25 protein-coding genes, 2 tRNA genes and 1 pseudogene are annotated in these 20,663 nt (G+C 71.8%); 10 read left to right on the top strand and 18 right to left on the bottom strand.

Annotated elements, in window-relative coordinates; genetic code table 11:
* Nucleotides 1-19 precede the first annotated feature (19 nt).
* The 5 genes and pseudogenes from ACIA8R_RS36205 to ACIA8R_RS36185 all read right to left on the bottom strand — a co-directional run.
* Nucleotides 20-481, bottom strand: a pseudogene (locus tag ACIA8R_RS36205) (LuxR C-terminal-related transcriptional regulator); the annotation flags it as partial.
* 49 nt (nt 482-530) lie between these two features.
* Nucleotides 531-603 (bottom strand) — tRNA-Ala (locus tag ACIA8R_RS36200).
* Between the two features lie 105 nt (nt 604-708).
* Nucleotides 709-1,239, bottom strand: a complete 531-nt coding sequence (locus ACIA8R_RS36195) for a Clp protease N-terminal domain-containing protein (protein ID WP_364090951.1) — start codon at nt 1,237-1,239, stop codon at nt 709-711.
* A 3-nt stretch (nt 1,240-1,242) separates the two neighbouring features.
* Nucleotides 1,243-1,458 (bottom strand): helix-turn-helix domain-containing protein, encoded by a 216-nt coding sequence (locus tag ACIA8R_RS36190; RefSeq protein ID WP_357698841.1) that lies wholly within the window; start codon nt 1,456-1,458, stop codon nt 1,243-1,245.
* Nucleotides 1,459-1,508: 50 nt separating this feature from the next.
* Nucleotides 1,509-1,928: a MarR family transcriptional regulator gene (locus ACIA8R_RS36185; protein ID WP_364090956.1), complete on the bottom strand. Its 420-nt coding sequence runs from the start codon at nt 1,926-1,928 to the stop codon at nt 1,509-1,511.
* A 49-nt stretch (nt 1,929-1,977) separates the two neighbouring features.
* Here ACIA8R_RS36185 and ACIA8R_RS36180 point away from each other — a divergent pair, with 49 nt between their 5' ends.
* Nucleotides 1,978-2,718, top strand: a complete 741-nt coding sequence (locus ACIA8R_RS36180) for a dienelactone hydrolase family protein (protein WP_364090959.1) — start codon at nt 1,978-1,980, stop codon at nt 2,716-2,718.
* 40 nt (nt 2,719-2,758) lie between these two features.
* Here the strand turns inward: ACIA8R_RS36180 and ACIA8R_RS36175 are convergent, their stop codons facing one another.
* The 6 genes from ACIA8R_RS36175 to ACIA8R_RS36150 form a co-directional block, all read right to left on the bottom strand.
* Nucleotides 2,759-3,580 (bottom strand): metal-dependent hydrolase, encoded by an 822-nt coding sequence (locus ACIA8R_RS36175; RefSeq protein ID WP_397042256.1) that lies wholly within the window; start codon nt 3,578-3,580, stop codon nt 2,759-2,761.
* Nucleotides 3,577-4,827: a CynX/NimT family MFS transporter gene (locus ACIA8R_RS36170; RefSeq protein ID WP_397042255.1), complete on the bottom strand. Its 1,251-nt coding sequence runs from the start codon at nt 4,825-4,827 to the stop codon at nt 3,577-3,579. The genes ACIA8R_RS36175 and ACIA8R_RS36170 overlap by 4 nt, the downstream gene beginning before the upstream one ends.
* Before the next feature lie 111 nt (nt 4,828-4,938).
* Nucleotides 4,939-5,556, bottom strand: coding sequence for an SRPBCC family protein (locus ACIA8R_RS36165; RefSeq protein WP_364090962.1), 618 nt, complete (start codon nt 5,554-5,556; stop codon nt 4,939-4,941).
* 31 nt (nt 5,557-5,587) lie between these two features.
* A complete protein-coding gene (locus ACIA8R_RS36160) occupies nt 5,588-5,965 on the bottom strand; it encodes a hypothetical protein (RefSeq protein WP_397042254.1) in 378 nt (125 codons plus the stop codon).
* A complete protein-coding gene (locus ACIA8R_RS36155) occupies nt 5,962-6,324 on the bottom strand; it encodes a hypothetical protein (protein WP_364090968.1) in 363 nt (120 codons plus the stop codon). Before ACIA8R_RS36155 ends, ACIA8R_RS36160 begins: the two co-directional genes overlap by 4 nt.
* A gap of 11 nt (nt 6,325-6,335) precedes the next feature.
* On the bottom strand, nt 6,336-7,025 hold the full coding sequence (locus ACIA8R_RS36150) for a TetR/AcrR family transcriptional regulator C-terminal domain-containing protein (protein WP_364090971.1): 690 nt from the start codon (nt 7,023-7,025) through the stop codon (nt 6,336-6,338).
* 42 nt (nt 7,026-7,067) lie between these two features.
* Between ACIA8R_RS36150 and ACIA8R_RS36145 the strand changes: the two genes are divergently transcribed.
* Both ACIA8R_RS36145 and ACIA8R_RS36140 read left to right on the top strand, forming a co-directional pair.
* On the top strand, nt 7,068-8,423 hold the full coding sequence (locus ACIA8R_RS36145; RefSeq protein WP_397042253.1) for a DHA2 family efflux MFS transporter permease subunit: 1,356 nt from the start codon (nt 7,068-7,070) through the stop codon (nt 8,421-8,423).
* Complete coding sequence (locus tag ACIA8R_RS36140; RefSeq protein WP_357698868.1) at nt 8,393-8,887, top strand: DUF523 domain-containing protein; 495 nt, start codon at nt 8,393-8,395, stop codon at nt 8,885-8,887. The genes ACIA8R_RS36145 and ACIA8R_RS36140 overlap by 31 nt, the downstream gene beginning before the upstream one ends.
* On the opposite strand, the gene ACIA8R_RS36135 is transcribed toward ACIA8R_RS36140, so the two are convergent.
* Complete coding sequence (locus ACIA8R_RS36135; protein ID WP_357698870.1) at nt 8,863-9,243, bottom strand: hypothetical protein; 381 nt, start codon at nt 9,241-9,243, stop codon at nt 8,863-8,865. The two genes, ACIA8R_RS36140 and ACIA8R_RS36135, sit on opposite strands and share 25 nt — an antisense overlap.
* 41 nt (nt 9,244-9,284) lie before the next feature.
* The gene (locus ACIA8R_RS36130) at nt 9,285-9,884 is read right to left on the bottom strand and encodes a TetR/AcrR family transcriptional regulator (RefSeq protein ID WP_397042252.1); all 600 of its coding nucleotides are present in this window, start codon (nt 9,882-9,884) and stop codon (nt 9,285-9,287) included.
* Nucleotides 9,885-10,025: 141 nt separating this feature from the next.
* Here ACIA8R_RS36130 and ACIA8R_RS36125 point away from each other — a divergent pair, with 141 nt between their 5' ends.
* The 4 genes from ACIA8R_RS36125 to ACIA8R_RS36110 all read left to right on the top strand — a co-directional run bounded on the left by ACIA8R_RS36125 (nt 10,026) and on the right by ACIA8R_RS36110 (nt 14,182).
* Nucleotides 10,026-11,396 (top strand): Dyp-type peroxidase, encoded by a 1,371-nt coding sequence (locus tag ACIA8R_RS36125; protein ID WP_364090984.1) that lies wholly within the window; start codon nt 10,026-10,028, stop codon nt 11,394-11,396.
* 102 nt (nt 11,397-11,498) lie between these two features.
* Nucleotides 11,499-13,295, top strand: coding sequence for a Na+/H+ antiporter NhaA (gene nhaA / locus ACIA8R_RS36120; RefSeq protein WP_397042251.1), 1,797 nt, complete (start codon nt 11,499-11,501; stop codon nt 13,293-13,295).
* Nucleotides 13,296-13,345: 50 nt separating this feature from the next.
* Nucleotides 13,346-13,819, top strand: coding sequence for a hypothetical protein (locus tag ACIA8R_RS36115; protein WP_397042250.1), 474 nt, complete (start codon nt 13,346-13,348; stop codon nt 13,817-13,819).
* A gap of 84 nt (nt 13,820-13,903) precedes the next feature.
* Nucleotides 13,904-14,182 (top strand): hypothetical protein, encoded by a 279-nt coding sequence (locus tag ACIA8R_RS36110; protein ID WP_357698882.1) that lies wholly within the window; start codon nt 13,904-13,906, stop codon nt 14,180-14,182.
* A gap of 20 nt (nt 14,183-14,202) precedes the next feature.
* Here the strand turns inward: ACIA8R_RS36110 and ACIA8R_RS36105 are convergent, their stop codons facing one another.
* Entirely contained in the window at nt 14,203-14,658 is a 456-nt protein-coding gene (locus tag ACIA8R_RS36105; RefSeq protein WP_357698885.1) for a hypothetical protein, read from the bottom strand.
* A gap of 46 nt (nt 14,659-14,704) precedes the next feature.
* Here ACIA8R_RS36105 and ACIA8R_RS36100 point away from each other — a divergent pair, with 46 nt between their 5' ends.
* Together ACIA8R_RS36100 and ACIA8R_RS36095 are read left to right on the top strand one after the other, a co-directional pair.
* Nucleotides 14,705-15,676 (top strand): YafY family protein, encoded by a 972-nt coding sequence (locus tag ACIA8R_RS36100; RefSeq protein WP_364090994.1) that lies wholly within the window; start codon nt 14,705-14,707, stop codon nt 15,674-15,676.
* Nucleotides 15,677-15,798: 122 nt separating this feature from the next.
* Nucleotides 15,799-17,097 (top strand): PHB depolymerase family esterase, encoded by a 1,299-nt coding sequence (locus tag ACIA8R_RS36095; RefSeq protein ID WP_397042249.1) that lies wholly within the window; start codon nt 15,799-15,801, stop codon nt 17,095-17,097.
* Between the two features lie 84 nt (nt 17,098-17,181).
* On the opposite strand, the gene ACIA8R_RS36090 is transcribed toward ACIA8R_RS36095, so the two are convergent.
* Both ACIA8R_RS36090 and ACIA8R_RS36085 read right to left on the bottom strand, forming a co-directional pair.
* Nucleotides 17,182-17,254: transfer RNA gene (locus ACIA8R_RS36090), tRNA-Ala, on the bottom strand.
* Between the two features lie 66 nt (nt 17,255-17,320).
* The gene (locus tag ACIA8R_RS36085; protein WP_364091000.1) at nt 17,321-18,232 is read right to left on the bottom strand and encodes a TetR/AcrR family transcriptional regulator C-terminal domain-containing protein; all 912 of its coding nucleotides are present in this window, start codon (nt 18,230-18,232) and stop codon (nt 17,321-17,323) included.
* 154 nt (nt 18,233-18,386) lie between these two features.
* On the opposite strand from ACIA8R_RS36085, the gene ACIA8R_RS36080 reads away from it, so the two are divergent.
* Complete coding sequence (locus ACIA8R_RS36080) at nt 18,387-19,574, top strand: FAD-dependent monooxygenase (RefSeq protein WP_397042248.1); 1,188 nt, start codon at nt 18,387-18,389, stop codon at nt 19,572-19,574.
* Between the two features lie 9 nt (nt 19,575-19,583).
* Here the strand turns inward: ACIA8R_RS36080 and ACIA8R_RS36075 are convergent, their stop codons facing one another.
* Both ACIA8R_RS36075 and rsfS read right to left on the bottom strand, forming a co-directional pair.
* Nucleotides 19,584-20,213, bottom strand: coding sequence for a histidine phosphatase family protein (locus ACIA8R_RS36075; RefSeq protein ID WP_357698895.1), 630 nt, complete (start codon nt 20,211-20,213; stop codon nt 19,584-19,586).
* Nucleotides 20,210-20,605, bottom strand: a complete 396-nt coding sequence (gene rsfS, locus ACIA8R_RS36070; RefSeq protein WP_357698897.1) for a ribosome silencing factor — start codon at nt 20,603-20,605, stop codon at nt 20,210-20,212. Before rsfS ends, ACIA8R_RS36075 begins: the two co-directional genes overlap by 4 nt.
* Nucleotides 20,606-20,663 lie beyond the last annotated feature (58 nt).

Here is a 20,663-nt window from a genome sequence, read left to right as displayed (position 1 = left end):
GGTAGCGGCAATACATCATTCATAAGATGAATGATTCGCTTCTGGGGTGGCGGTTCAGGCCGTGCTCGTAGGCCCAGATGACCGCCTGGACCCGGTCGCGCAGGCCGAGCTTGCCCAGGATGCGGCCGACGTGCGTCTTGACGGTCCCCTCGGACAGGAACAGCGAGCCCGCGATCTCGGCGTTCGTCTCCCCCCAGGCGATGTGCCGCAACACCTCACGCTCGCGGTCGGTCAGCGGGTCCGGCCCGGCGGCCGGAAGGTGCGGGGCGACGTGGTCGAGCAGGCGGCGGGTGGTCGAGGGCGCGATCACCGCGTCCCCCCGGTGGACGGTCCGCACCGCGGCCAGCAGCTCCTCGGCCGGGGCGTCCTTGAGCAGGAACCCCGAGGCTCCGGCCCGGAGTGCGGCGAAGGCGTACTCGTCCAGGTCGAAGGTGGTCAGGACGATCACCTTCGGCGCGTCGGCGGACGCCAGCAGCCGGCGCACGGGAACGAAAAAGGCGGCGCCCTTGCGGACGCCGCCTGAATTTCTGTGGAGCTATGGGGATTCGAACCCCAGACCTCCTCCATGCCATGGAGGCGCGCTACCAACTGCGCCATAGCCCCTTGCGATCACCAAGTGTATCGGACTTCCGGAGCCCTCGCGTCACGCCGGATCCCGCGTCCCGGGCGGACCGGAGGAGGTCTCCGGCCCGCCCGGAAGGGAGCGCGTCAGGCGGCGCGGCGGACCGGGATGCCCGCCTCCCCGGCCAGCGCGGCCACGTCGACCCCGGCCTCGCGCAGCAGGCGGCCGGCGCCGTTCGCGCCGTCGGCCAGCAGGCCCCACAGCAGTCGTTCGCCGGTGACCGGTCCCGGCTTCCACATGGCCACCTCGATCACCTTCCTGGCGTGCATGGCCAGCGGGATGCCGCCCAGCGGCCCGTCCAGGGTCACGCGCAGCGGGCGCAGCCGGGACCTGCGCAGGACCCACCGCTCGGGCGCGTCCGCCCCCGCCCTGGTACGGCGGCGCACCTCGTCGAGATCGATGCCGAGGGTGGCCAGCAGCTCCCGCGCGTCGCCCAGGTCGATCCGGGTGCGCAGGTCGGCGCCGGAGGCGGTGAACGACGACAGCGAGAACGGCCGCACCTCGGCCACCCCCAGCAGCAGGAGGTCGGCGCCGAGCGTGTCGCGGTGGGCGTCGAGCGCGAGCATCCCGGCCCGGACCACCGCCCGTCGGGCGCCTTCTGTGAACCTGTCGAACACCTGCTACCTCCCCGTTCTGCGGGCGTGCTTGCGATGTGCGGACTGCCGCCGGACCCCCAGCGCGCCGGCGATCTGCTCCCACGACCACCCCGCCGCGCGGGCGTTGGTGACGTGGACGGCCTCCAGCTCCTCCAACAGGGCCCTGAGCGCGGCGACGGCGGCCAGGCCCGTTCCGGGGTCGCGGTCGGAGGCCGCCTCGGCCAGTTCGGTGACGTCCATGGCGTCAGCATGTGCTGACAGACGCTCATTTGTCAACACATGCTGACGCCTCAGAGGCGTTCGGCCAGGTCGACGAGGACGGGCAGGGCGGCGGCGAGGCGGTCACGCTCGTCCGGGGTGAGGGAGTCGACGGCCGCGGCCAGGCGTTCGGTGATCACCTGTTCGCGACTGTCCAGCGCGGCGCGGCCGGAGCCGGTGATCGCGGTGATCACCCGTCGCCGGTCGGCGGGGTCGGGCTCGCGGGCCACCATGCCCCGCTGGTGGAGGCCGCCCAGGACGGTGCCGATCGCCTGGGCGGTGATGCGTTCCAGGTGCGCGAGCTGGGCCGAGGTGTGGGGCCCGTCCCGGTCGAGGCGGGAGAGCACGGCGAGCTCGGTGAAGGAGACGTCGTCGCCGGAGGCGTTGGTGTAAAGCTGCCGGATGCGGCGGGCGAGCCGCCCGACCGAGATCCGCAGATCCTTGGCTAGCACGAAACCAAGTCTAGCTTTATCAATCCAGCTTTGGTAGTTTCCCGGCACTATGTGCTACGACAACGACGCCGCCCCACCGCGCCCACAGCCGCCGATCACCGGCACCCGATCCGCCGACCTCCGCCTGACCTCCGCCGACGGCACGTCGTTCGCCGCCTACGAATCCCGTCCCGACCGGGTGAGCGGCCCCGGCGTCGTGATCCTCCCCGACGTCCGCGGCCTGCACGGCTTCTACAAGCAGCTCGCCGTACGGCTGGCCGAGCAGGGGCACCCGGCCGTCGCCATCGACTACTACGGCCGGACCGCCGCCGACGACGACCGGGGCGAGTCGTTCCAGGTCATGGCCCACATCCCCAAGCTGACCAGGGAGAACATCCAGGCCGACCTGCGGGCCGCGGCCGGGCGCCTGGGCGGGCCGGCCGTGGCGCTCGGGTTCTGCATGGGCGGGCGGAACGCGTTCTTCGCCTCGGCGCCCGGGTTCGGGTTCGCCGGCGTGATCGGGTTCTACGGCGCGCCGGGGATCGCCGGCCCGTACGGCCCCGGGCCCACCCAGCACGCGGCCGAGCTGGGCGCGCCGATCCTCGGCCTGTTCGGCGGGGCCGACGAGGGCATCCCGGCCGAGCAGGTGACGGAGTTCGGGGACGCGCTGACCGGGGCCGGGATCGAGCACGAGATCGTCGTCTACCCGGGCGCCCCGCACGGGTTCTTCGACGAGGCCCACGAGGAGCACGAGGCGGTCTGCGCCGACGCGTGGCGGCGGGTGCTCACCTTCCTGGCCGCCAGAGCCTGAGCCGCAGGAGCCGCGCGCGGTCAGGGCCGCCGGTGCGAGGTCACCCGCAGGTGGTGCGCATGGTCAGGGCGGCTTCTTCGAGCGAGAACGCGACCTCGACCGTGCCCAGCTCCCCCGTGTCGCGCACGTGCGTGCCCCCGCACGGGATCGACACCTCGCCCTCGGGCAGCGAGCAGTGCCAGGTGCGCAACGCGGTCAGACCGGGCCCCGGCACGTCCAGCCGGACCGGCGCACGGGCCGCCACCCACGTCCGGAGCCGTTCGTTCACCCGCCGGGCCAGCTCGGTCAGGTCCAGGTCGTCGGCGGAGAAGCCCTTCTTGCGCAGCGACTTGCCGAGGCGGTACTCGTCCACGCTGCCGTGCGGCACGATGCGCGAGGAGGTGATCGCCGTCTGGTCGAAGTCGGGATTGCCGAGCCGGTCCAGCCGCACCTCCTTGCGCCACCTGTCCGCGAGCGCCGCGTTGAGCGCCAGCGCGGCCAGGTGGCAGGCGGTGTGGCCGGCCGAGAGCGCCGCCCGGTACCCCGCGTCCACCTCCAGAGCCACCTCCGTGCCGACGGGCAACGGGGTCTCCGTGACGTGGACGACCAGCCACTCCCAGCCCTCGGTGCCCCGCCGGACGGGGATGGACTCGCCGACGAAGATCTCACCGTCGTTCGACTGGGCCCCTGTCACGCAGTCGACGACCGGCAGCTCGCCGAGCGTCCCCCGATCGGCGGGCTGGTCGGGCCAGGTGTGGTCAAGGGGATGGAACGGCGTCTCGGCAGTGACGAGGCCGTGCCGGTCCCCCACCGGCACGGCCCCGACAATCGGGGAACGGCCGCTGACGTGGCCGTTGGGGAAGGTGACGACAGTGGATCTCACCTGGTCATTGTGGCAGGGGCGCGCTCGTCCTCCAGGTAGCGGTCACGGCCGGCGTACAGGCCGGTGAAGAGCTGGACGACGATCACGCCGAAGAGCAGGGCGTACGTCAGCTCCCAGCCGCCGGTCATCTGGTAGATCACGCCGACCAGCAGCGGACCGGCGCCGGCGATGAGATATCCGGCGCTCTGCCCGAAGGCCGACAGCGCGGCCGTGGACTCCGCCGTACGGGTGCGCAGCCCCAGCATCATCAGCGCCAGCGGGAACGACCCCATGCCGACCGCCACGAACACCACCCACACCATGGCGGTCGAGGCGGCCGCGAACCACAGCCCGAGGAAGCCGATCGCGTAGAACACGACCAGCCCCACGACGACCGGCCGCTGGTCACGGAAGCGCGCGGCGATCGTGGGCACCAGGATCGAGACCGGGATGTTCAGGGCGGTGAACACGCCGAGGATGAGCCCGGCCTGCGAGGAGGTGTATCCCCCGTCGGTGAGGATCGTGGCGAGCCAGCCGAACATGATGTAGGCGATCATCGACTGGGTGCCGAAGTAGACCGCCACCATCCAGGCGAGCTTGCTCCTGAGCAGGGTCGAGATGCCCGCGTCCCGCCTGCCCGTGTCCCGCTCCGGCTCACTGCGCAGCAGCGCAAGCCACGGAATGGCGGCCACGGCGGCCAGGGCCGCCCACACGCCGAGCGCGATGTGCCAGTCCCCCGACGCGCGCTCGATCGGCACGGTCGCGGCGGCGGCCAGCATGGTGCCCGCCGCCAGGGCCGTGGTGTAGACGGTGGTCATGATCCCGGTACGTCCGGGGAAGTGACGCTTGATCAGCGTCGGGATGAGCACGTTGCCCACGGCGCCGCCGGACAGCGCCACCGCGCTGCTCAGCAGGAACACCGGGGCCGACCCCACCAGCGACCTGACCAGGATGCCGGTGCCGAGCGTGACCAGCGCGAGCAGCAGCAGCCGGTGCTCGCCGATCCGCCGGGCCAGCGTGGGAGTGATCGCGCCGACGCCGGCGAAGGCCAGCACGGGCAGCGTGGTGAGCAGGCCGGTGCCGACGCTGCTCATGCCGAGGGCCCCGGCGAGCTGGTCGAGCAGCGGTCCTACGCTGGTGACGGCCGTGCGCAGGTTGAGCGCGGCGAGAACGATCCCCAGCACGAGAAGCCAGGCCAGGGGGGCGGTTCTGCCTGTTCTGCCACGGGCCTCTTGGGCGAGCACGCTCATGCTGGGAAGGTCCTCCACTCATCAAATCATGGGACGAATCACCACCTTAACAGGACCGAAATGTCCCTTTATTCCTGGACATGAGAAAGCCCCCGGGGCGGGGGCTGATGATCTCAAGGGGAGATGGCCCTACAGGACCGGGCTCGGGCCCTCCGGGGGCTGGTTGCGCGGGGGGACCGGCCCGGGAGGCGGCAGGGTGCCGCCGGGCGGGTAGTCGCCGCCGCCGACCGTGCCGGGCGGGACCGGCGCGCCGCTGTCGCCGTACGTGGAGCCGTGCTCGTGCTGGTGCTGGTGGGCGCCGGGGACGTCGCCGCGCCAGCCGCCCGTCTCGCCGCCGCGCGACTCGATGAACGACTTGAACCGTTCCATGTCGTTCCTGATGCGCAGCCGGACGATCTGCAGCGCGTCGCCGACGGTCTCGACGACGCCCTCGGGGTCGTACTCCATCTGGAGGGTGACCTTGGTGGTGTCGGCGTCGATGCGGTGGAAGGTGACGACGCCCGCGTGGTGCGGCGAGTCCGTGCCGCGCCAGGCCACGCGCTCGTCGGGGTGCTGCTCGGTGATCTCGGCCTGGAACTCGCGGCGGACCCCGGCGATCTCGACCACCCACTCGGTGAGCGTGTCGGAGATCTGCTTGACGGACTCCACGCCCTCCATGAACTCGGGGAAGCTCTCGAACTGGGTCCACTGGTTGTAGGCCACGCGGATCGGGACGTTGACGTCTACTGAGTGCTCGATCGTGCTCATGGGGTCTGTCACTGCCCGCGCACGGCGGGCGTTAACGCCTGCGCAGCAGCCAGTAGAGGCCCACGAAGGGCAGCACGAGCGGGATGAACAGGTAGCCCTTGCCGTACGACGACCACACTGTGGCGTCGGGGAAGGCCGCCGGGTCGACCAGGCTCGCGGTGCCGATCACCAGCACGCCGGCCAGCTCGATGACGAGCGCGCCCAGCGCGAGCCGGCGGGCGCCGCGCACGAGGGCCACGGTGAGCACGAGGTAGACCAGCGCGGCGAAGGCCGACAGCGAGTAGGCCAGCGGCGCCTCGCCGAACCTGGTGGCGATCTGCACGGCCGCCCGCGCGCCCGCCGCCAGCGAGAACAGCCCGTAGACGGCGACCAGCGCGCGCCCCGGGCCGGTGCCGATCGGGGCGGTCACGCCACGCCCTGCCAGATCTGCAGCAGCCGCGCGTTCATCACCGCGATCGCGAACCCGGCCACGACCAGGATCGCCGTGCCCCACCGGCTGCGCTCGGCCAGCGCGAGGAACACCCCGGCGGGCGGGATCAGGACCTGGCCGCCGATGTACCCGAACAGCGTGGCCTTCTCCGGCGGCCCCTCGCCGCCGGACACCGCCGCGATCACGAACCCGGCCTGCACCAGGATCGCCACCTCCAGCACGGCGAAGCCGACCAGCAGGACCATGCCCATGGGACGGTTGCGGACGGCGACGACCAGGCTGGCCAGCATGAGCAGCAGTGAGCCGACGATGACGATCGTGGCGACGGTGGTGTTCATCGGGACACAGGTTAGCGCCCGTGCAGGTCGCCCTCGATTCCGTCCAGCACCCACGACAGGCCGCGCTCGAAGTTGTCGTCGGCCCCGGCCACACCCTGCTCGATCATCGGCGCCAGCCTGGGGAACTCGCCGTTCTCGATCAGCTCCCTGATGTACGGCTCGGCCACGGCCGCCCGCTCGGCCTCGTTGACGCCGCCCTGCCGGGGCTGCCCCCGCTCCAGCGCCTCCCTGACCACGAACCCCGTCATGTAGTCGTTGAACGCCGCGAGATAGCGCCAGGCCCGCAGCCGGTCGACCCCGAGCCCGTCGAAGGCCGACAACTTCTGCTCGACGTGCCGCAGCCCGTTGGGCCCGACGGCGACGCGCTGGGAGATCAGCTCGACCCGCCACGGGTGGCGGCGCACGACCTCGCGTTCCCGCCCGGCCAGCAGCAGCAGCGCCGCCCGCCAGTCGGCCGGCAGCGGCTCCTCGACCAGCACCTCGGCCGCGATCTCGTCGGCCATCAGGGCGAGCAGGTCCTCCTTGCGCTCGATGTAGGAGTACAGCGTCATCGTGCGCGCGCCCAGCTCGGCGGCCACCCGGCGGATCGAGACCGCGCCCAGCCCCTCGGCGTCGGCGACCCCCACGGCCGCGGCCACGACCGCCTCCCTGGTCAGCGCCGGACGCCGGGGCGGCCCCGGACGCGACCACACGGAACTCATGCCCCTGATGCTACACCGTACGAAACTGATACGGTGTACGACATGCGATACAGCGTACGAAGCTCCTTCCGGGCGACCACCCTGGTCGTACTGCTCGGCGTGATCATGACGATGCTCGACACGACGATCGTCAACGTCGCCCTCGGCACCCTGTCGCGCGACTTCGGCGCGACCCCCGCCACCATGCAATGGGTGGTCACCGGCTACCTGCTGGCCCTGGCGATGACCGTGCCGGTCACCGGCTGGGCGGTCGGCCGCTTCGGCGCGCGGCGGGTGTGGCTGGTCTCGCTCGTGCTGTTCGCCGCCGGGTCCGCGCTCAGCTCCGCGGCCTGGTCGATCGGCAGCCTCATCGCCTTCCGCGCGCTCCAGGGGCTGGGCGGGGGCCTGCTGCTGCCGGGCGGGCAGACGATGCTGGCCCAGGCCGCCGGCCGGGAGCGCATGGGCCGCGCGATGGCGATGATCTCGGTGCCGGCGATGCTGGCGCCCGTCCTCGGGCCCGTGCTCGGCGGGGTGATCGTGGAGGGGCTCGGCTGGCGCTGGATGTTCCTGGTGAACCTGCCGGTGGGAGCCGCGGCGCTGGTGGCGGCGCTGGCCCTGGTGCCGCGCGAGCCGGGCACGGACCGGCGGCGGCTCGACGTCACCGGGCTCGCGCTGCTCTCCCCCGGCCTGGCCGCGCTCGTCCACGGCCTGGCCGAGGTGGGCGCCGGCGCCGCTCCGCCGTATCCGACGTTGTGGGGCGGCCTCGCGCTGGTGGCCGCGTTCGCGGTGCGGGCGCTGCGGCGGCCGGACGCCCTGGTGGACCTGCGGCTGTTCGGCGACCGCAGGTTCGCCTCGGCGGTGCTCGCGATGGCGTGCTACTCGGCGGCCGCGTTCGGCGTCACCGTGCTCGTGCCGCTCTACAGCCAGTTCGCCGAGGGCGGCGGCGCGCTGGACGCCGGGCTGCTGCTGGCGCCGATGGGCGTCGGGGCGGCGATCACCATGCCGCTGGCGGGCCGGCTCACCGACAGCAGGGGGCCGCGCGGCGTCGGCGCGGCGGGGGTGGTGGTCGCCGTGCTGGGGATCGCGGCGTTCGCGCTCTTCGGCGGGTTCGTGCCGGTGTTCGTACTCGGGCTGGGGCACGGGCTGGTGTCCACGTCGGTGATGGCGGCGGCGTTCACCACGCTGGACCGCGCCGCCCTCCCCGCCGCGACCACGCTGAGCACGATCGCCGTACGCCTGGCCGCGCCGTTCGGCGTCGCCCTGCTGACCGTGCTGACGCAGGCGTTCACCAGGGCGGGGGTGGAGCGGCCGTACGCGTACGCGTTCGGCTGCGCGGTCGTCCTGGCCGCCGTCTCGCTGGTGCCGATCGTGCTCATAGGATCGGGGACGTGCAGAGAATCCTCGTCAGCGCCTGCCTGATGGGCCGCCGCGTCCGCTACGACGGCGGCGCGAAGACCAGCGCCGACGCCCTGCTCGCGCGCTGGCGGGAGGAAGGGCGGCTGGTGGTGGTCTGCCCCGAGGTGACGGGCGGGCTGCCCGTTCCGCGCCCGGCGGCCGAGATCGAGGGCGGCGCGGGCGGGGCGGCCGTGCTGTCCGGCGCGGCGCGCGTGCTGGCGAGCGACGGCTCCGACGTGACGGCCGAGTTCGTGGCGGGGGCGCGGGCCGCGCTGGAGGCCGCTCGCTCGGCCGGGGTCCGGCTCGCCGTGCTCAAGGAGGGCAGCCCCTCGTGCGGCGCGCTGGCCGTCTACGACGGCACCTTCGGCGGACGGCGGGTGCCCGGCCAGGGGGTGACCACCGCCCTGCTCGAAGCGCACGGCGTCCGCGTGTTCACCGAGGAGCAGCTTCCCGAGGCGGCCGGCTACCTGCGCGACCTGGAGGCGTAGAAGGCCCCCGCCAGGCCGGCGGCGAGCAGGACCGCCATCGTGTCGTGGAACCAGGTGCTCAGCGTCGTGGCCGCCGACGGCCGCAGGGCCAGCGCCAGGATGCCGATCAGCACGCCGCCCAGGGCCCCCGCGTGGGTGTAGACCAGGCCGTCCCAGGCCCACGGGCGGCGGGACAGGGCGCCGGAGCCGCCGGCCAGCAGGCCCAGGGCGCACAACGTCTCCACGACCACCGCGGGCGGCACGACCGGCTGGGACATCGGGCCGAGCGGGATGCCCGCGTGCAGCAGCGCGGCCCCGAAGAAGATCAGCGCGTAGACCAGCGAGAGCGCGCCGAGGGCTTTGCGCAGTGCGTCCATGGGCTCCACGCTCGCACCGCCGGGGCCGGGCGGAATCGTCCTCAGGGAGAAGGCCGCGGTACGCCGCCCGTGGTAGCCAGCATGCGCCGGACGATCCGGATCACCTCGTCGATCGTCACCTGGGCGTCGTCGTCGGACTCGCAGGCCGCCACCCCGCGCCCGGCCTCGCCCATCACGGTGGTCAGCAGGGCCACCAGCACGTTGCTCTCCGGCGTGTCCGCCAGGCCGAGCAGCCGCTTGTTGCCGCCGATCCACTCCCAGCCGCGCTGCCTGCGCAACGTGGTGAACTCGGCCGGGCCGTCGTTCTCCAGGAACAGCCGGGCCACGTCGCGCTGCTCCCACGAGCCTTCCAGGTAGGCGCGGGCGCCGGCCAGGAACCGTTCCTCGCCGGCGCCCCCGGTGGCCTTGGCCGCGCGGGAGGTGCGTTCCTCCTGGTCGCGCATGAACTGCTCCCACAGGGCGAGGAACAGGCCCGGCTTGCCGCCGAAGTGGTGGTACAGGCTGCCGACGCTGATGCCCGAGGTCTCGACGATGTCGGCGACCGTGGCCTCGGCGTACCCCTTGGCCAGGAAGACCTCGCGGGCGGCGCGCAGCAGGGTGTCGCGGGTGCCGCTGGAACGTCCCCAGCCCCGGTTCTTCATTCGGTCATTATGTACGGTCCGCCAGGTTTGATCGGGAAATCGAACCGACCCGATAAAACGGAAACTTTCTCGCATTCCCAGGAGTCGTACAGGTGCAAGGGGGCCCGGATCATTTCGAAACGGGGAAAGGATTCGGCGACAATGACTGTCGACCTGAACAACGCACAACCCCTGGCCTGGGATTCGGCCACGCTCGACGCGGACACCAAGGAGATGCTGGACAATCTCCAGCCCAACATTCTCCGCGCGCACGTGCGCGAGCATCTGTCCGTGCTGTTCGTCAGGTTCAACGACGTCGCCGCGGGAAAGGCGTTCCTGCGGCACATCGCCGTCACGAAGATGAAGTCCGCGCGCCGCCATCTTGAGGAGGTGCGCGAGTTCGGCGCGAACGGCCGGCGCGGCACTCCGTACGTCGGCATCGGCATCAGCAAGGCCGGCTACCGCGACCTCGGCCACTCCGTCGAGGACGTGCGCAAGTTCGGCGACAAGGTGTTCCGCGACGGCATGAAGCGGCGCGTCGCCGAGGTGGACGACCCGCCGGTGACCGAGTGGGAGCCCGCCTACCAGCGGGAGATCCACGCCGTCATCCTCATCGGCGACGCCCGCCAGGACCGGGTCGAGGAGCTGCGCGAGGAGATTTTGGGCGAGTTGCCCGCCAGCGCGCGACTGCTCGGCGAGGAGACCGGCCACGGCATGCGCAACCCGGCCGGCGACGGCATCGAGCACTTCGGGTACGTGGACGGCCGCAGCCAGCCGCTGTTCGTGAAGGACGAGGTGGACAAGGAGCCGAAGGAGCACTGGGACCCCGCCTTCCCGCTCTCCAACATCCTGGTCGCCGACCCCTTCGCGCCGCACCCGCAGCGGCACTTCGGCAGCTACCTGGTCTTCAGGAAGCTGGAGCAGAACGTACGGGCGTTCAAGGAGATCGAGCAGGACCTGGCCGACGCCCTCGGCCTGCTCGGCGCCGACCGCGACCGGGCGGGCGCCATGCTCGTCGGCCGCTTCAAGGACGGCACCCCCGTCACGCTCAAGGCCAAGCCGGGCGGCGGCCCGGTGGCCAACGACTTCACCTTCGACGACGACCCGGGCTCGAAGTGCCCCTTCAGCGGGCACATCAGGAAGACGAACCCGCGATCGTTCGGCCGCGAGGTCCTCATGGCCCGCCGGGGCCAGACGTACGGCGACCGCACCGACGACCCCTGGGACGACTCCCCGCCCCGCACCCGCCCGAGCGGTGAGGTCGGCCTGCTGTTCATGGCCTTCAACAGCAGCCTGCTCGCCCAGTTCGAGTTCACGCAGCAGAGCTGGGCGAACAACGAGGACTTCCAGAACCCGGCGACCGGCCACGACCCGGTCATCGGGCAGGGAGCCCGTGACGTCAAGGTGAGCTGGCCGAAGGTGTGGGGCCGGGCCGAGCCGTCGTCCCTCCAGGCCCAGGTCACCCAGACGATCACGATGAAGGGCGGCGAGTACTTCTTCGCGCCGTCCCTGGCCTACCTCCGCAACCTGTGACACCCGGGCCCGGCGGGGACGCCCCCCCCGCTGGGCCACCCACCGCTCCGGCTCTTGTCGGGGCGGGGTTCTAAGATCGGATCTCCGGGGGGAGATCTGACGATGTTGCGGGCGTTCTTCAAGACAGAGGCGGGCAGCACGAGCGTGCTGCTCGTGGCCACCGCCCTGGCCATGCTCTGGGCCAACTCGCCGTGGTCCGGCACCTACGAGGCGTTCTGGCACCTGCCCATGGGCATCTCGTTCGGCGACGCGGAGTTCTCCCTCGACCTGCGCCACTGGGTCAACGACGGCCTGATGAGCGTGTTCTTCTTCGTGATCGGCCTGGAGGTCTCCTACGAGGTGCGCCTCGGGCAGCTGCGGGACCGGCGGCTGATCGCCGTGCCGGCCGTGGCCGCCCTCGGCGGCATGCTCGTGCCCGCCGCCGTCTACCTCGCGCTCAACCTCGGCGGCCCCGGCGCGGGCGGGTGGGGCGTGCCCATCGCCACCGACACCGCGTTCGTGCTGGGCGTGCTGGCCGTCGTCGGCGCGCGTTGTCCCGACCCGCTGCGGGCGTTCCTGCTGACGCTGGCCATCGTGGACGACGTGCTGGCCATCATGATCATCGCCATCTTCTACACGACGAGCCTGCAGCTCACCGCGCTCGTGGTGGCCGTCGTGCTGCTGGCGGCGATCGTGCTGCTGCGCCGGCTGAAGATCTGGCGGGCGCCGGCGTACATCGCGCTCGGGTTCGGGTTGTGGGTCGCGACGCTGGAGAGCGGCATCCACCCGACGCTCGTCGGCATCGCGCTCGGCGTCCTCGTCTTCGTCTACGCGCCCAGCGACCAGAAGTTGCTGCTCGCGGGCGAGGCCGTCCAGGAGTTCACCACCGAGCCGAGCGCGCGGGCGGCCAGGGAGGCCACGCGGCGCGTCCAGCGGGCCGTCTCGGTCAACGAACGGCTCCAGCTCCGCCTGCATCCGTGGAGCAGCTACGTGATCGTGCCGGTGTTCGCGCTGGCCAACGCCGGGGTGCGGCTCGACGGCGAGACCCTGCGGGCGGCCCTGACCTCGCCCATCTCCCTCGGGATCGCGCTGGGGCTGCTGCTCGGCAAGTTCGCCGGGATCTCGCTCGGCACGTGGCTGCCGCTGCGGCTCGGCTGGGGCATCCTGCCCGGGAACCTGGTGTGGGGGCAGTTGCTGGGCGGCGCGGCGGTCTCCGGGATCGGGTTCACGGTGGCGCTGTTCATCGTCGACCTGGCCTTCGACGACCCGGCCGTCCAGAGCCAGGCAAAGATCGGCATCCTGGCCGGGTCGCTGCTGTCCGCCGCGATGGGCTGGGTGATCTTCCGGATGGCCTGGGACCGTGGTGGCGTCTGCGCGCCTCCCGAGGCCGAGCCCGACGAGGAGCTGCCCGACGTGCTGTCCGTCCCGGTCGGCCCGGAGGATCACGTGCGGGGCCCGGCGAACGCGAAGGTGACCATCGTCGAGTACGGCGACTTCGAGTGCCCCTACTGCGGCCGTCTCCACCCGGTCCTGGGCGAGATCCTGCGCAAGAACCCCGACGTACGGCTCGTCTTCCGGCATTTCCCGATCCGGTCGTTGCATCCCCGGGCCGCGTCCGCCGCGATCGTCGCCGAGGCCGCCGCCGACCAGGGGCGGTTCTGGGAGATGCACGACATCCTCTACGACAACCAGCGCTTCCTCACCGACGCCGACCTCGAACACTACGCCGCCGAACTCGACGCCGACCCCTGGGGGGACGTGGCCGGGCACACCTCACGCATCGCGCTCGACGAGGCGTCCGGCAAGGAGAGCGGCGTACGCGGCACCCCCACGCTGTTCCTGAACGGCCGCCGTCACAAGGGCGGCCTGGACCTGCAGTCGATCAGCCGCGCGGTGGAAGAACTGCGCGAATCCCCGTAACGTCGCCCGAGTCCCCTTCTGGCTGGAGTCGCCCAATGAGTTTCCTCAACATGCTCACGAATCTGCTCCCCACCCTCCTGACCGCCCTGCTGCTCGTCGTGGGCGTCGTCATGATCGGGATGAACAGGCGGCACGTGGGCCGCGCGGCCGTCCTCGGCATGTCGGGATGCGGGCTGCTGCTGATCGGCACGCTGATCAACCTCGTGCTGAGCCTGCTGACGCAGATGCTGATCGAGTCGTACGGCAGCAGCATGATGGCCGTCCTGCCGTTCGCGTACCTCATCTCCTCGCTCTTCCACCTGGTCGGCATCGGACTGCTGATCTGGGCCGTCGTCGCGCGCCGGAACGCGCCGCAGCAGCCCCCGGCCGGCTGGCAGCAGCCCCCGCAGCAGTACCACCAGCCGTACCAGCAGCCCGCCCCCCAGCCGGGCCCCCAGGCCGGTCCTCAGGCGGGTCCCCAGCCCGGTCCTCAGGCCGGTTGGCAGCCGCCGCAGCCTCCCGGGGGCGATCAGAGCGGTTACTGAGCCTTCCGACGTCTGGACGGCATTTCACCGGCAAGTATGACAATGTCGGCGTAACCCACCTCCAGCGCCGCGTCTGAGGGGATCATGAAGCGAGAGCCGCAGGAGCCGGATCCGAACCAGACCGTCATCCACCGCGTCCCCCATCCGGAGCAGACGTCCCTGCCCCCGCAGGGCCCGCCGGACGCGCCGTACACGCAGAGCCTGCCCTACACCCCGGACATGCTCCCCGACGTCCCCCTGTACGAGCCCACGCCGCCCCCGAAGTCGGCCTGGCGGTGGGTGATCCTGGTGGGCGGGCTCCTGCTGCTGGTCGCGGTGCTGGCCGTGGGCACGGTCCTGTGGGTGCGCGGCCAGGCGCCCTGAGGCCCGCATGAAGCTCCGGGTCAGGACGTGCGGGTGAAGTCCATCGTCCAGTTGGTCTCCCAGGTCTCGCCCTCGTCCGCCGAGAACGACTGCTCCCACCTGGCCCGGTGCTCGTCCACGACGGTCCAGAGGAACCGGCAGCGCACCGGCCGGCCCTCGTGGGTCTCCTCGCCGTGGAACTCGCCCCGGTTCCCGGTGAACGCGCCCACCATAGGCCGGGTGTCCAGCGTGCCGCTCGCGCTGCTGGCCCAGTAGATCGACCACTGCCCCGTCCGGGGGTGGTGGACGCGTACGGTCATCCCGTGCCATCCCTTGGTCGGGAAGGCGATCTCGTCGACGCTGGCCGCGCCGTCGAAGTGCCGGGTCGCGACCGACCGGCCGGGGAACTCGTCCCACTCGTCGCTGCCGGACAGCGGCTTGACGAGCCTGCGGTTCAGGACGTCCCAGGTGCCTGCGAGGAAATCGAAGTCGTTCATGTGAGCGAACGTACGGCCGGGTCACTGACATGTAGTGTCAGTGACCGTGCGCGCCTCCCGCCTGGTCTCGATCCTGCTGCTGTTGCAGACGCGCGGCCGCATGACGGCCCACGACCTGGCCGAGCGCCTGGAGGTCTCCGTACGCACCATCTACCGCGACATGGAGTCCCTACACACCGCCGGCATCCCCCTCTACGGCGACGCCGGGCCCAACGGCGGCTACCAGCTCCTCGCCGGCTACCGCACCCGGCTCACCGGGCTGACCACCGACGAGGCCGAGTCGTTGTTCCTGGCCGGGCTGCCGGGCCCGGCGGCCGAGCTGGGCCTCGGCGCGGTGGTGACCGCGGCCCAGCTCAAGCTGATGGCCGCGCTCCCTGTCGAGCTGCGCGACCGCGCGGGCCGCATCCAGGAGCGCTTCCACCTCGACGCGCCCTCCTGGTACCGCGACGCCGAACCGGTCACCTACCTGCCCGCCGTGGCCGACGCCGTGTGGAACGAGCGGCCCGTCCAGGTCACCTACCGGAGGTGGAAGGCGCCCCAGGAGGTGGAGCGGCGGCTGGAGCCGTACGGGCTGGTGGTCAAGGCGGGCCGGTGGTACCTGGTGGCGCGCTGCGGCGAGCACGTACGCACCTACCGCGTCTCCCAGATCCTCGACCTGCACGCACTCCCCGGCACGTTCGCCAGGCCCGAGGGCTTCTGCCTGGCGGATTACTGGCAGGGCTACCTGGCCGAGTTCGAGGCCAGGCTGAGGCGCGGCGAGGCGGTGGTCCGGCTGTCGCCACGTGGCCTGGAACGCCTGCCCGACCTCATGACGCCCGGCGTCGCCGCGGCGGCGCGGGAGACCGCCGAGCCGCCGGACGCCGAGGGCTGGACGCGGGTCACCGTGCCGATCGAGTCGATGGAGCACGCGCTCGGTGAGTTCCTGCGACTGGGCACCGACGCCGAGGTGCTGTCCCCGGCCGCGCTGCGCGAGGCCCTGGGCGCGGCGGCGGCGGAGCTGGCCCGGCGCTACGCCTGACGGAAACTTTCACGCCCCCTTCTCGGGCCGCGCAGGTCAGAGCCCCGCCGAGGGACCGGCCGTTGTCACGCCGAAAGTTTCTCTTCATACTCGCAATATTTCAGGCGAACGAGAGGAACCCGATGAACCTGAGAGCTCGACTGGCAGGCGCCGTGATCGCCATCGCGGCGCTCGCCGTCGCGGGCCTGATCACCGCTCCTCCGGCCGCCTCGGCGCAGCTCACCGAGGTGACCGGCTTCGGCACCAACCCGACGAACCTGCGCATGCACCTGTACGTCCCCGACGGCGTCGGAACCCGTCCGCCGGTGCTGGTCGCCGTGCACTACTGCACCGGCTCCGGCCCCGCCTTCTACTCGGGCACCGAGTTCGCCTCGCTCGCCGACCGCTACAAGTTCATCGTGATCTACCCGTCGGCGACCAGGAGCGGCTCCTGCTTCGACGTCTCCTCCCCGCAGGCGCTGCGGCACGACGGCGGCAGTGACCCCGTCGGCATCGTGTCCATGGTCCGGTACGTCCAGCAGCGGTACGCCACCGACCCCGCCCGCACGTACGTGACCGGCGCCTCCTCCGGCGGCATGATGACGAACGTGCTGCTGGGCGACTATCCGGACGTGTTCCAGGCAGGGGCGGCGTTCATGGGCGTGCCGTTCGGCTGCTTCGCCACCACCGACGGTTCGAGCTGGAACAGCGCGTGCGCGAACGGCCAGATCACCAAGACCCCGCAGCAATGGGGTGACCTGGTACGAGCCGCCTACCCCGGCTACACCGGCGCTCGCCCGCGCATGCAGGTGTGGCACGGCACCGAGGACTCCACCCTGCGCTACCCGAACTTCCAGGAGGAGATCAAGCAGTGGACGAACGTCCACGGCCTGACCCAGACCCCGAGCCTCACCGACCAGCCCCAGCCCGGCTGGACCAGGACCAGGTACGGCGGCACGGGAACGACCGCCCAGGTCGAGGCGGTGAGCGTCCAGGGCGTCGGGCACAGCCTGCCCACCGGCGGGATGGCCGCGGCCGCCGTCGCCTTCCTCGGCCTGACCACCGGCGGCCCGACCCCGACCCCGACGCCCACCCCGACGCCCACGCCCACGCCGACCACGAGCCCGCCGGGCGCCTGTCGCGTCTCCTACACCACCAACGCCTGGAACACGGGCCTGACGGCGGCCGTCACGATCACCAACACCGGCGCCTCGACCCTGTCGTCATGGGCGCTGGGCTTCACGCTGCCCCCGGGCCAGACCGTCACCTCGGCCTGGAACGCCACGGTCTCCCCCGCGGCCGGCCAGGTCACCGCCAGGAACGTCGCCTACAACGCGACACTCGCGCCCGGCGCGTCGACGTCGTTCGGATTCCAGGCGACGCACACCGGCAACACGAACGCGCCCGCCACCTTCACGCTGAACAACAGCCCCTGTAACTGACCGTTCGTCCTGGGAGCCGTTCAAGGGCCGAGCCCCACCGGGTTCGGCCCTTGAAGGCCACTCGAACCAGGGAAAGAAACTGTGTGGAGCTATGGGGATTCGAACCCCAGACCTCCTCCATGCCATGGAGGCGCGCTACCAACTGCGCCATAGCCCCTGGTCACCGCTTCGGGTCCACCCGTTGCGGCGCTCCGAGAGCATATAGCCATCCGCGCCCTTTCGCCTAATCGCCCGACCGCCGTCCCGCTTGCGCCCGTGCCACCAGCACGGCGAGCCCGTCGAGCTGCCTGCGCAGCCCGAACTCGAAGACGGAATCCAGGTCCAGTTCGAGGCCGGGCGCGGTGACGACCTTGGCCAACGTGGGATAGGCCCCGGAGCTGAGCAGTTCCCCCAGTTCTCCCTCGTGCTCGCTCATCCACTCGTCCTCGGTGACCCCGGTCTCGGTACGCGCCTGCAACTCCGCCTCCAAGCTGACGGCGTTGCCCCGGATGAAGTTCACCAGCGCCACGACGGCGTGCAGCATGGTGCCCGCGTCGAGGCCGAGCCCGTCCAGGGCGCGCAGCAGCCGCTCGGTGTGCGCCATGCCATGCGGTACGAACTGCGGCCGGGTCAGCGAGACCGCCTGAGCCAGCCACGGATGCCGCAGATGCACCCGCCACAACTGCCTGACCTCCAGCTCCAGCTGCGGACGCCAGCCACGCGGCACCTGCCCCGCGGGCGGCTCCTCGCCATGGACGGCGTCCGTCATGAGCAGGACGAGCTCGTCCTTGCCCGCCACGTGCCGGTACAGGGACATGGCCGAGACGTCGAGGTCGGCGGCCAGCCGGCGCATCGACACGGCGGCCAGCCCCTCCCGGTCGGCGACCGCGACCGCCTGGCGCACGATGCGCTGCCGGGTGAGGTCCTGCGCGGCCCGCCGTACGGGCCCGGCGACGACGGTCCCGACGCCCGGCACGGCCCGGGTGAGCCCGTCCTCGCGCAGCCTGCCCAGGGCCTTGGTCGCGGTGGCCATCGCCACCCCCCACTCCCGGATGATCTCCCGGGTCGACGGCACCCGGTCCCCCGGGGCCAGGTCGCCGCCGGTGATGCGATCGCGCAGTTCGTCCGCGATGCGCAGATGGACGGGCCGGTCCACGGCCACCCCTTTCCCGCACTAGTGCACCAGGCGCGGCACCCCTGACGGCACCTCACCGCCGCACTAGTGCGCCGGGCGCCCCTCTTGCCTGCTCCGAAACCCGAACCTACGGTACGCGTACAACGTACAGAGCGCACTATCAAGGGAGGCCACCGTGAAGGCCGTACTCATCTCCGGCGGCGGCGTCGCCGGGCCCACGCTCGCCCACTGGCTGGCCCGTCACGGGTTCCGGCCGACCGTCGTCGAGCGCGCCCCCGCCCTGCGCACCGGCGGCCAGGCCGTCGACTTCCGCGGCGTCCCGCAACTGGAGGTCCTCAGGCGCATGGGCGTGCTGGACACGATCAGGGCCGCCCAGACCGGAATGGGCGACATCGCCATCGTCGACGGCGACGGCAGACGGCTGGCCGGGCTGCCGTCCGAGGTGTTCAGCGGCGAGGTGGAGATCCTGCGCGGCGACCTGACCCGCATCCTGAACGAGGCCGCCCCCGCCGAACGCCTCTTCGACGACTCGATCACCTCCATGACCGAACGCCCCGACGGCGTGCACGTCACCTTCGAAAAGGCCGCGCCCCGCACGTTCGACCTGGTCGTGGGCGCGGACGGCATCCGCAGCAAGGTACGCGAGCTGGCCTTCCCCGCCACTCCCCTGCGCCATCTCGGCTTCTACGGCGCGATCTTCTCCGTCCCCGGCACGTACGGCCTGGACCATGACGGCCTGATGCACAACGTGCCGGGCCGCTGCGCCACCATTGTCAGGACGAACGGACACACCAGGGCGGCGCTCGACTTCGCCACACCCCCGCTCGACCTCGACCACCGCGACCAGGCGGCGCAGCGGGCCCTGATCGCGCGGGTGTTCCGGGGAGTGGGCTGGCAGGTGCCGTCGCTGGTGGCGGCCATGGAGACAGCCGAGGACTTCTTCTTCTGGCAGGCCGCCCAGGTCGTCCTGCCCCGCCTGTCGTCCGGCCGGGTGGCGCTGGTCGGCGACGCCGGGTACGCCCCCGGCCCCGGCGGCATGGGCACCGGGCTCGGGGTGGTCGGGGCGTACGTGCTGGCCGCCGAGCTGGCCGCCGCCCCCGACGACCATGCGGCCGCGTTCGACGCCTACGAACGGCGGATGAGGCCGTACGTCCAGGTGTGCCAGAAGCAGGCCGAGGGGGCCGACAAATACCTTGTGCCGGGCACGCGGTCGCGGATCTGGCGGCGGAACCAGCTGATGCGCATGCTGCCGTACCTGCCGGGCAAGGGCATGGTGAAGCGGATGACGGAGAAGGCCGCGAGCGCCATCACGCTGCCGGAGCACACCCGGCAGGGCGCCCGCCGCCCCGCGCGGCCGGCCTGAGCCGGTCGGCTACACGACCGCTTCGGGGCGGTCGTCGCTGCTGATGGGCTCGGGAAGGGTGCCCGCGTTGTGTTCGAGCAGCCGCCAGCCCTGACGGCCCTCCTGCAGGACCGACCAGGAGCAGTTGCCCAGCCCGCCCAGCGTCGGCCACAGCTCCTCGGGCAGGCCGAGCAGCTCGCAGATGCCGAGGCGCAGCGCGGCGCCGTGCGAGGCGACGACCAGGAGCCCGTCGTCGTCGAGCCGGGACGCCCACTTGCGCATGGAGGTCGCCACCCGGACCGCGACCTCGGAGACGGGTTCGCCGTCGGGGGCCTCCCAGGCGACGTACTCCTCGGGCCAGCGCGCGGCGATCTCGTCGCGCGTCAGCCCCTCCCACTGACCGCCGCCGCGTTCGCGGAAGTCCTTGTCGACGCTCACGTCGAGCCCGACGAGCCGCCCGAGCGCCAGGGCCGTGTCATGGGCGCGCTGGAGGTCGGAGGAGACGATGAGGGTGGGCCGCAGCGAGGCCAGCAGCGAGGCCGCCCTGGCCGCCTGCGCGACGCCGGTCTCGTCGAGCGGGATGTCGGAATGCCCCTGGAAGCGGTGCTCCACGTTCCACAGGGTCTGTCCGTGGCGGAGGCAGACGATCCGCCTGCTCAACTGCGGGCCCGCTGCATGTTGGCGAGCATGACGCTCTCCGGCAGGCTGATGGCCGGGCAGTCCTTCCACAGGCGCTCGAGCGCGTAGAACGTGCGGTCTTCCTCATGCTGGACGTGCACGACGATGTCGATGAAGTCGAGCAGCACCCAGCGGCCCTCGCGCTCGCCCTCGCGGCGCACGGGCTTGGCGTCGGCCTCGGTGCGCAGCCGGTCTTCGATCTCGTCGACGATGGCGCGGACCTGGCGGTCGTTCGTGGCTGAGCAGAGCAGGAAGGCGTCGGTGATGACGAGCTGCTCGCTCACGTCATAGGCGAGGATGTCATCGGCCAGCTTGTCGGCCGCGGCCTCGGCGGCGATCTGGACGAGCTGAACGGATCTGTCGGATGCGGTCACGATGCGGGTCTGTCCTCCTGTGTCGGCAGCATGCCCATATACCGAGGGTACCCTTCCA

It is taken from the genome of Nonomuraea sp. NPDC051191 (assembly GCF_044455665.1).
Lineage (GTDB): Bacteria > Actinomycetota > Actinomycetes > Streptosporangiales > Streptosporangiaceae > Nonomuraea.
This window is presented reverse-complemented; position numbering and strand designations above follow the sequence as displayed.

Bases quoted from the DNA above. Each gene is read 5' to 3' on its own strand.
- ACIA8R_RS36145 (WP_397042253.1), top strand. From the start codon at position 7,068: ATGCGATACAGCGTACGAAGCTCCTTCCGGGCGACCACCCTGGTCGTA.
- ACIA8R_RS36115 (WP_397042250.1), top strand. From the start codon at position 13,346: ATGCTCACGAATCTGCTCCCCACCCTCCTGACCGCCCTGCTGCTCGTC.
- ACIA8R_RS36125 (WP_364090984.1), top strand. From the start codon at position 10,026: ATGACTGTCGACCTGAACAACGCACAACCCCTGGCCTGGGATTCGGCC.
- ACIA8R_RS36095 (WP_397042249.1), top strand. From the start codon at position 15,799: ATGAACCTGAGAGCTCGACTGGCAGGCGCCGTGATCGCCATCGCGGCG.
- ACIA8R_RS36180 (WP_364090959.1), top strand. From the start codon at position 1,978: ATGTGCTACGACAACGACGCCGCCCCACCGCGCCCACAGCCGCCGATC.
- ACIA8R_RS36165 (WP_364090962.1), bottom strand. From the start codon at position 5,556: ATGAGCACGATCGAGCACTCAGTAGACGTCAACGTCCCGATCCGCGTG.
- ACIA8R_RS36105 (WP_357698885.1), bottom strand. From the start codon at position 14,658: ATGAACGACTTCGATTTCCTCGCAGGCACCTGGGACGTCCTGAACCGC.
- ACIA8R_RS36190 (WP_357698841.1), bottom strand. From the start codon at position 1,458: ATGGACGTCACCGAACTGGCCGAGGCGGCCTCCGACCGCGACCCCGGA.
- ACIA8R_RS36110 (WP_357698882.1), top strand. From the start codon at position 13,904: ATGAAGCGAGAGCCGCAGGAGCCGGATCCGAACCAGACCGTCATCCAC.
- nhaA (WP_397042251.1), top strand. From the start codon at position 11,499: ATGTTGCGGGCGTTCTTCAAGACAGAGGCGGGCAGCACGAGCGTGCTG.
- ACIA8R_RS36155 (WP_364090968.1), bottom strand. From the start codon at position 6,324: ATGAACACCACCGTCGCCACGATCGTCATCGTCGGCTCACTGCTGCTC.
- ACIA8R_RS36130 (WP_397042252.1), bottom strand. From the start codon at position 9,884: ATGAAGAACCGGGGCTGGGGACGTTCCAGCGGCACCCGCGACACCCTG.
- ACIA8R_RS36135 (WP_357698870.1), bottom strand. From the start codon at position 9,243: ATGGACGCACTGCGCAAAGCCCTCGGCGCGCTCTCGCTGGTCTACGCG.
- ACIA8R_RS36150 (WP_364090971.1), bottom strand. From the start codon at position 7,025: ATGAGTTCCGTGTGGTCGCGTCCGGGGCCGCCCCGGCGTCCGGCGCTG.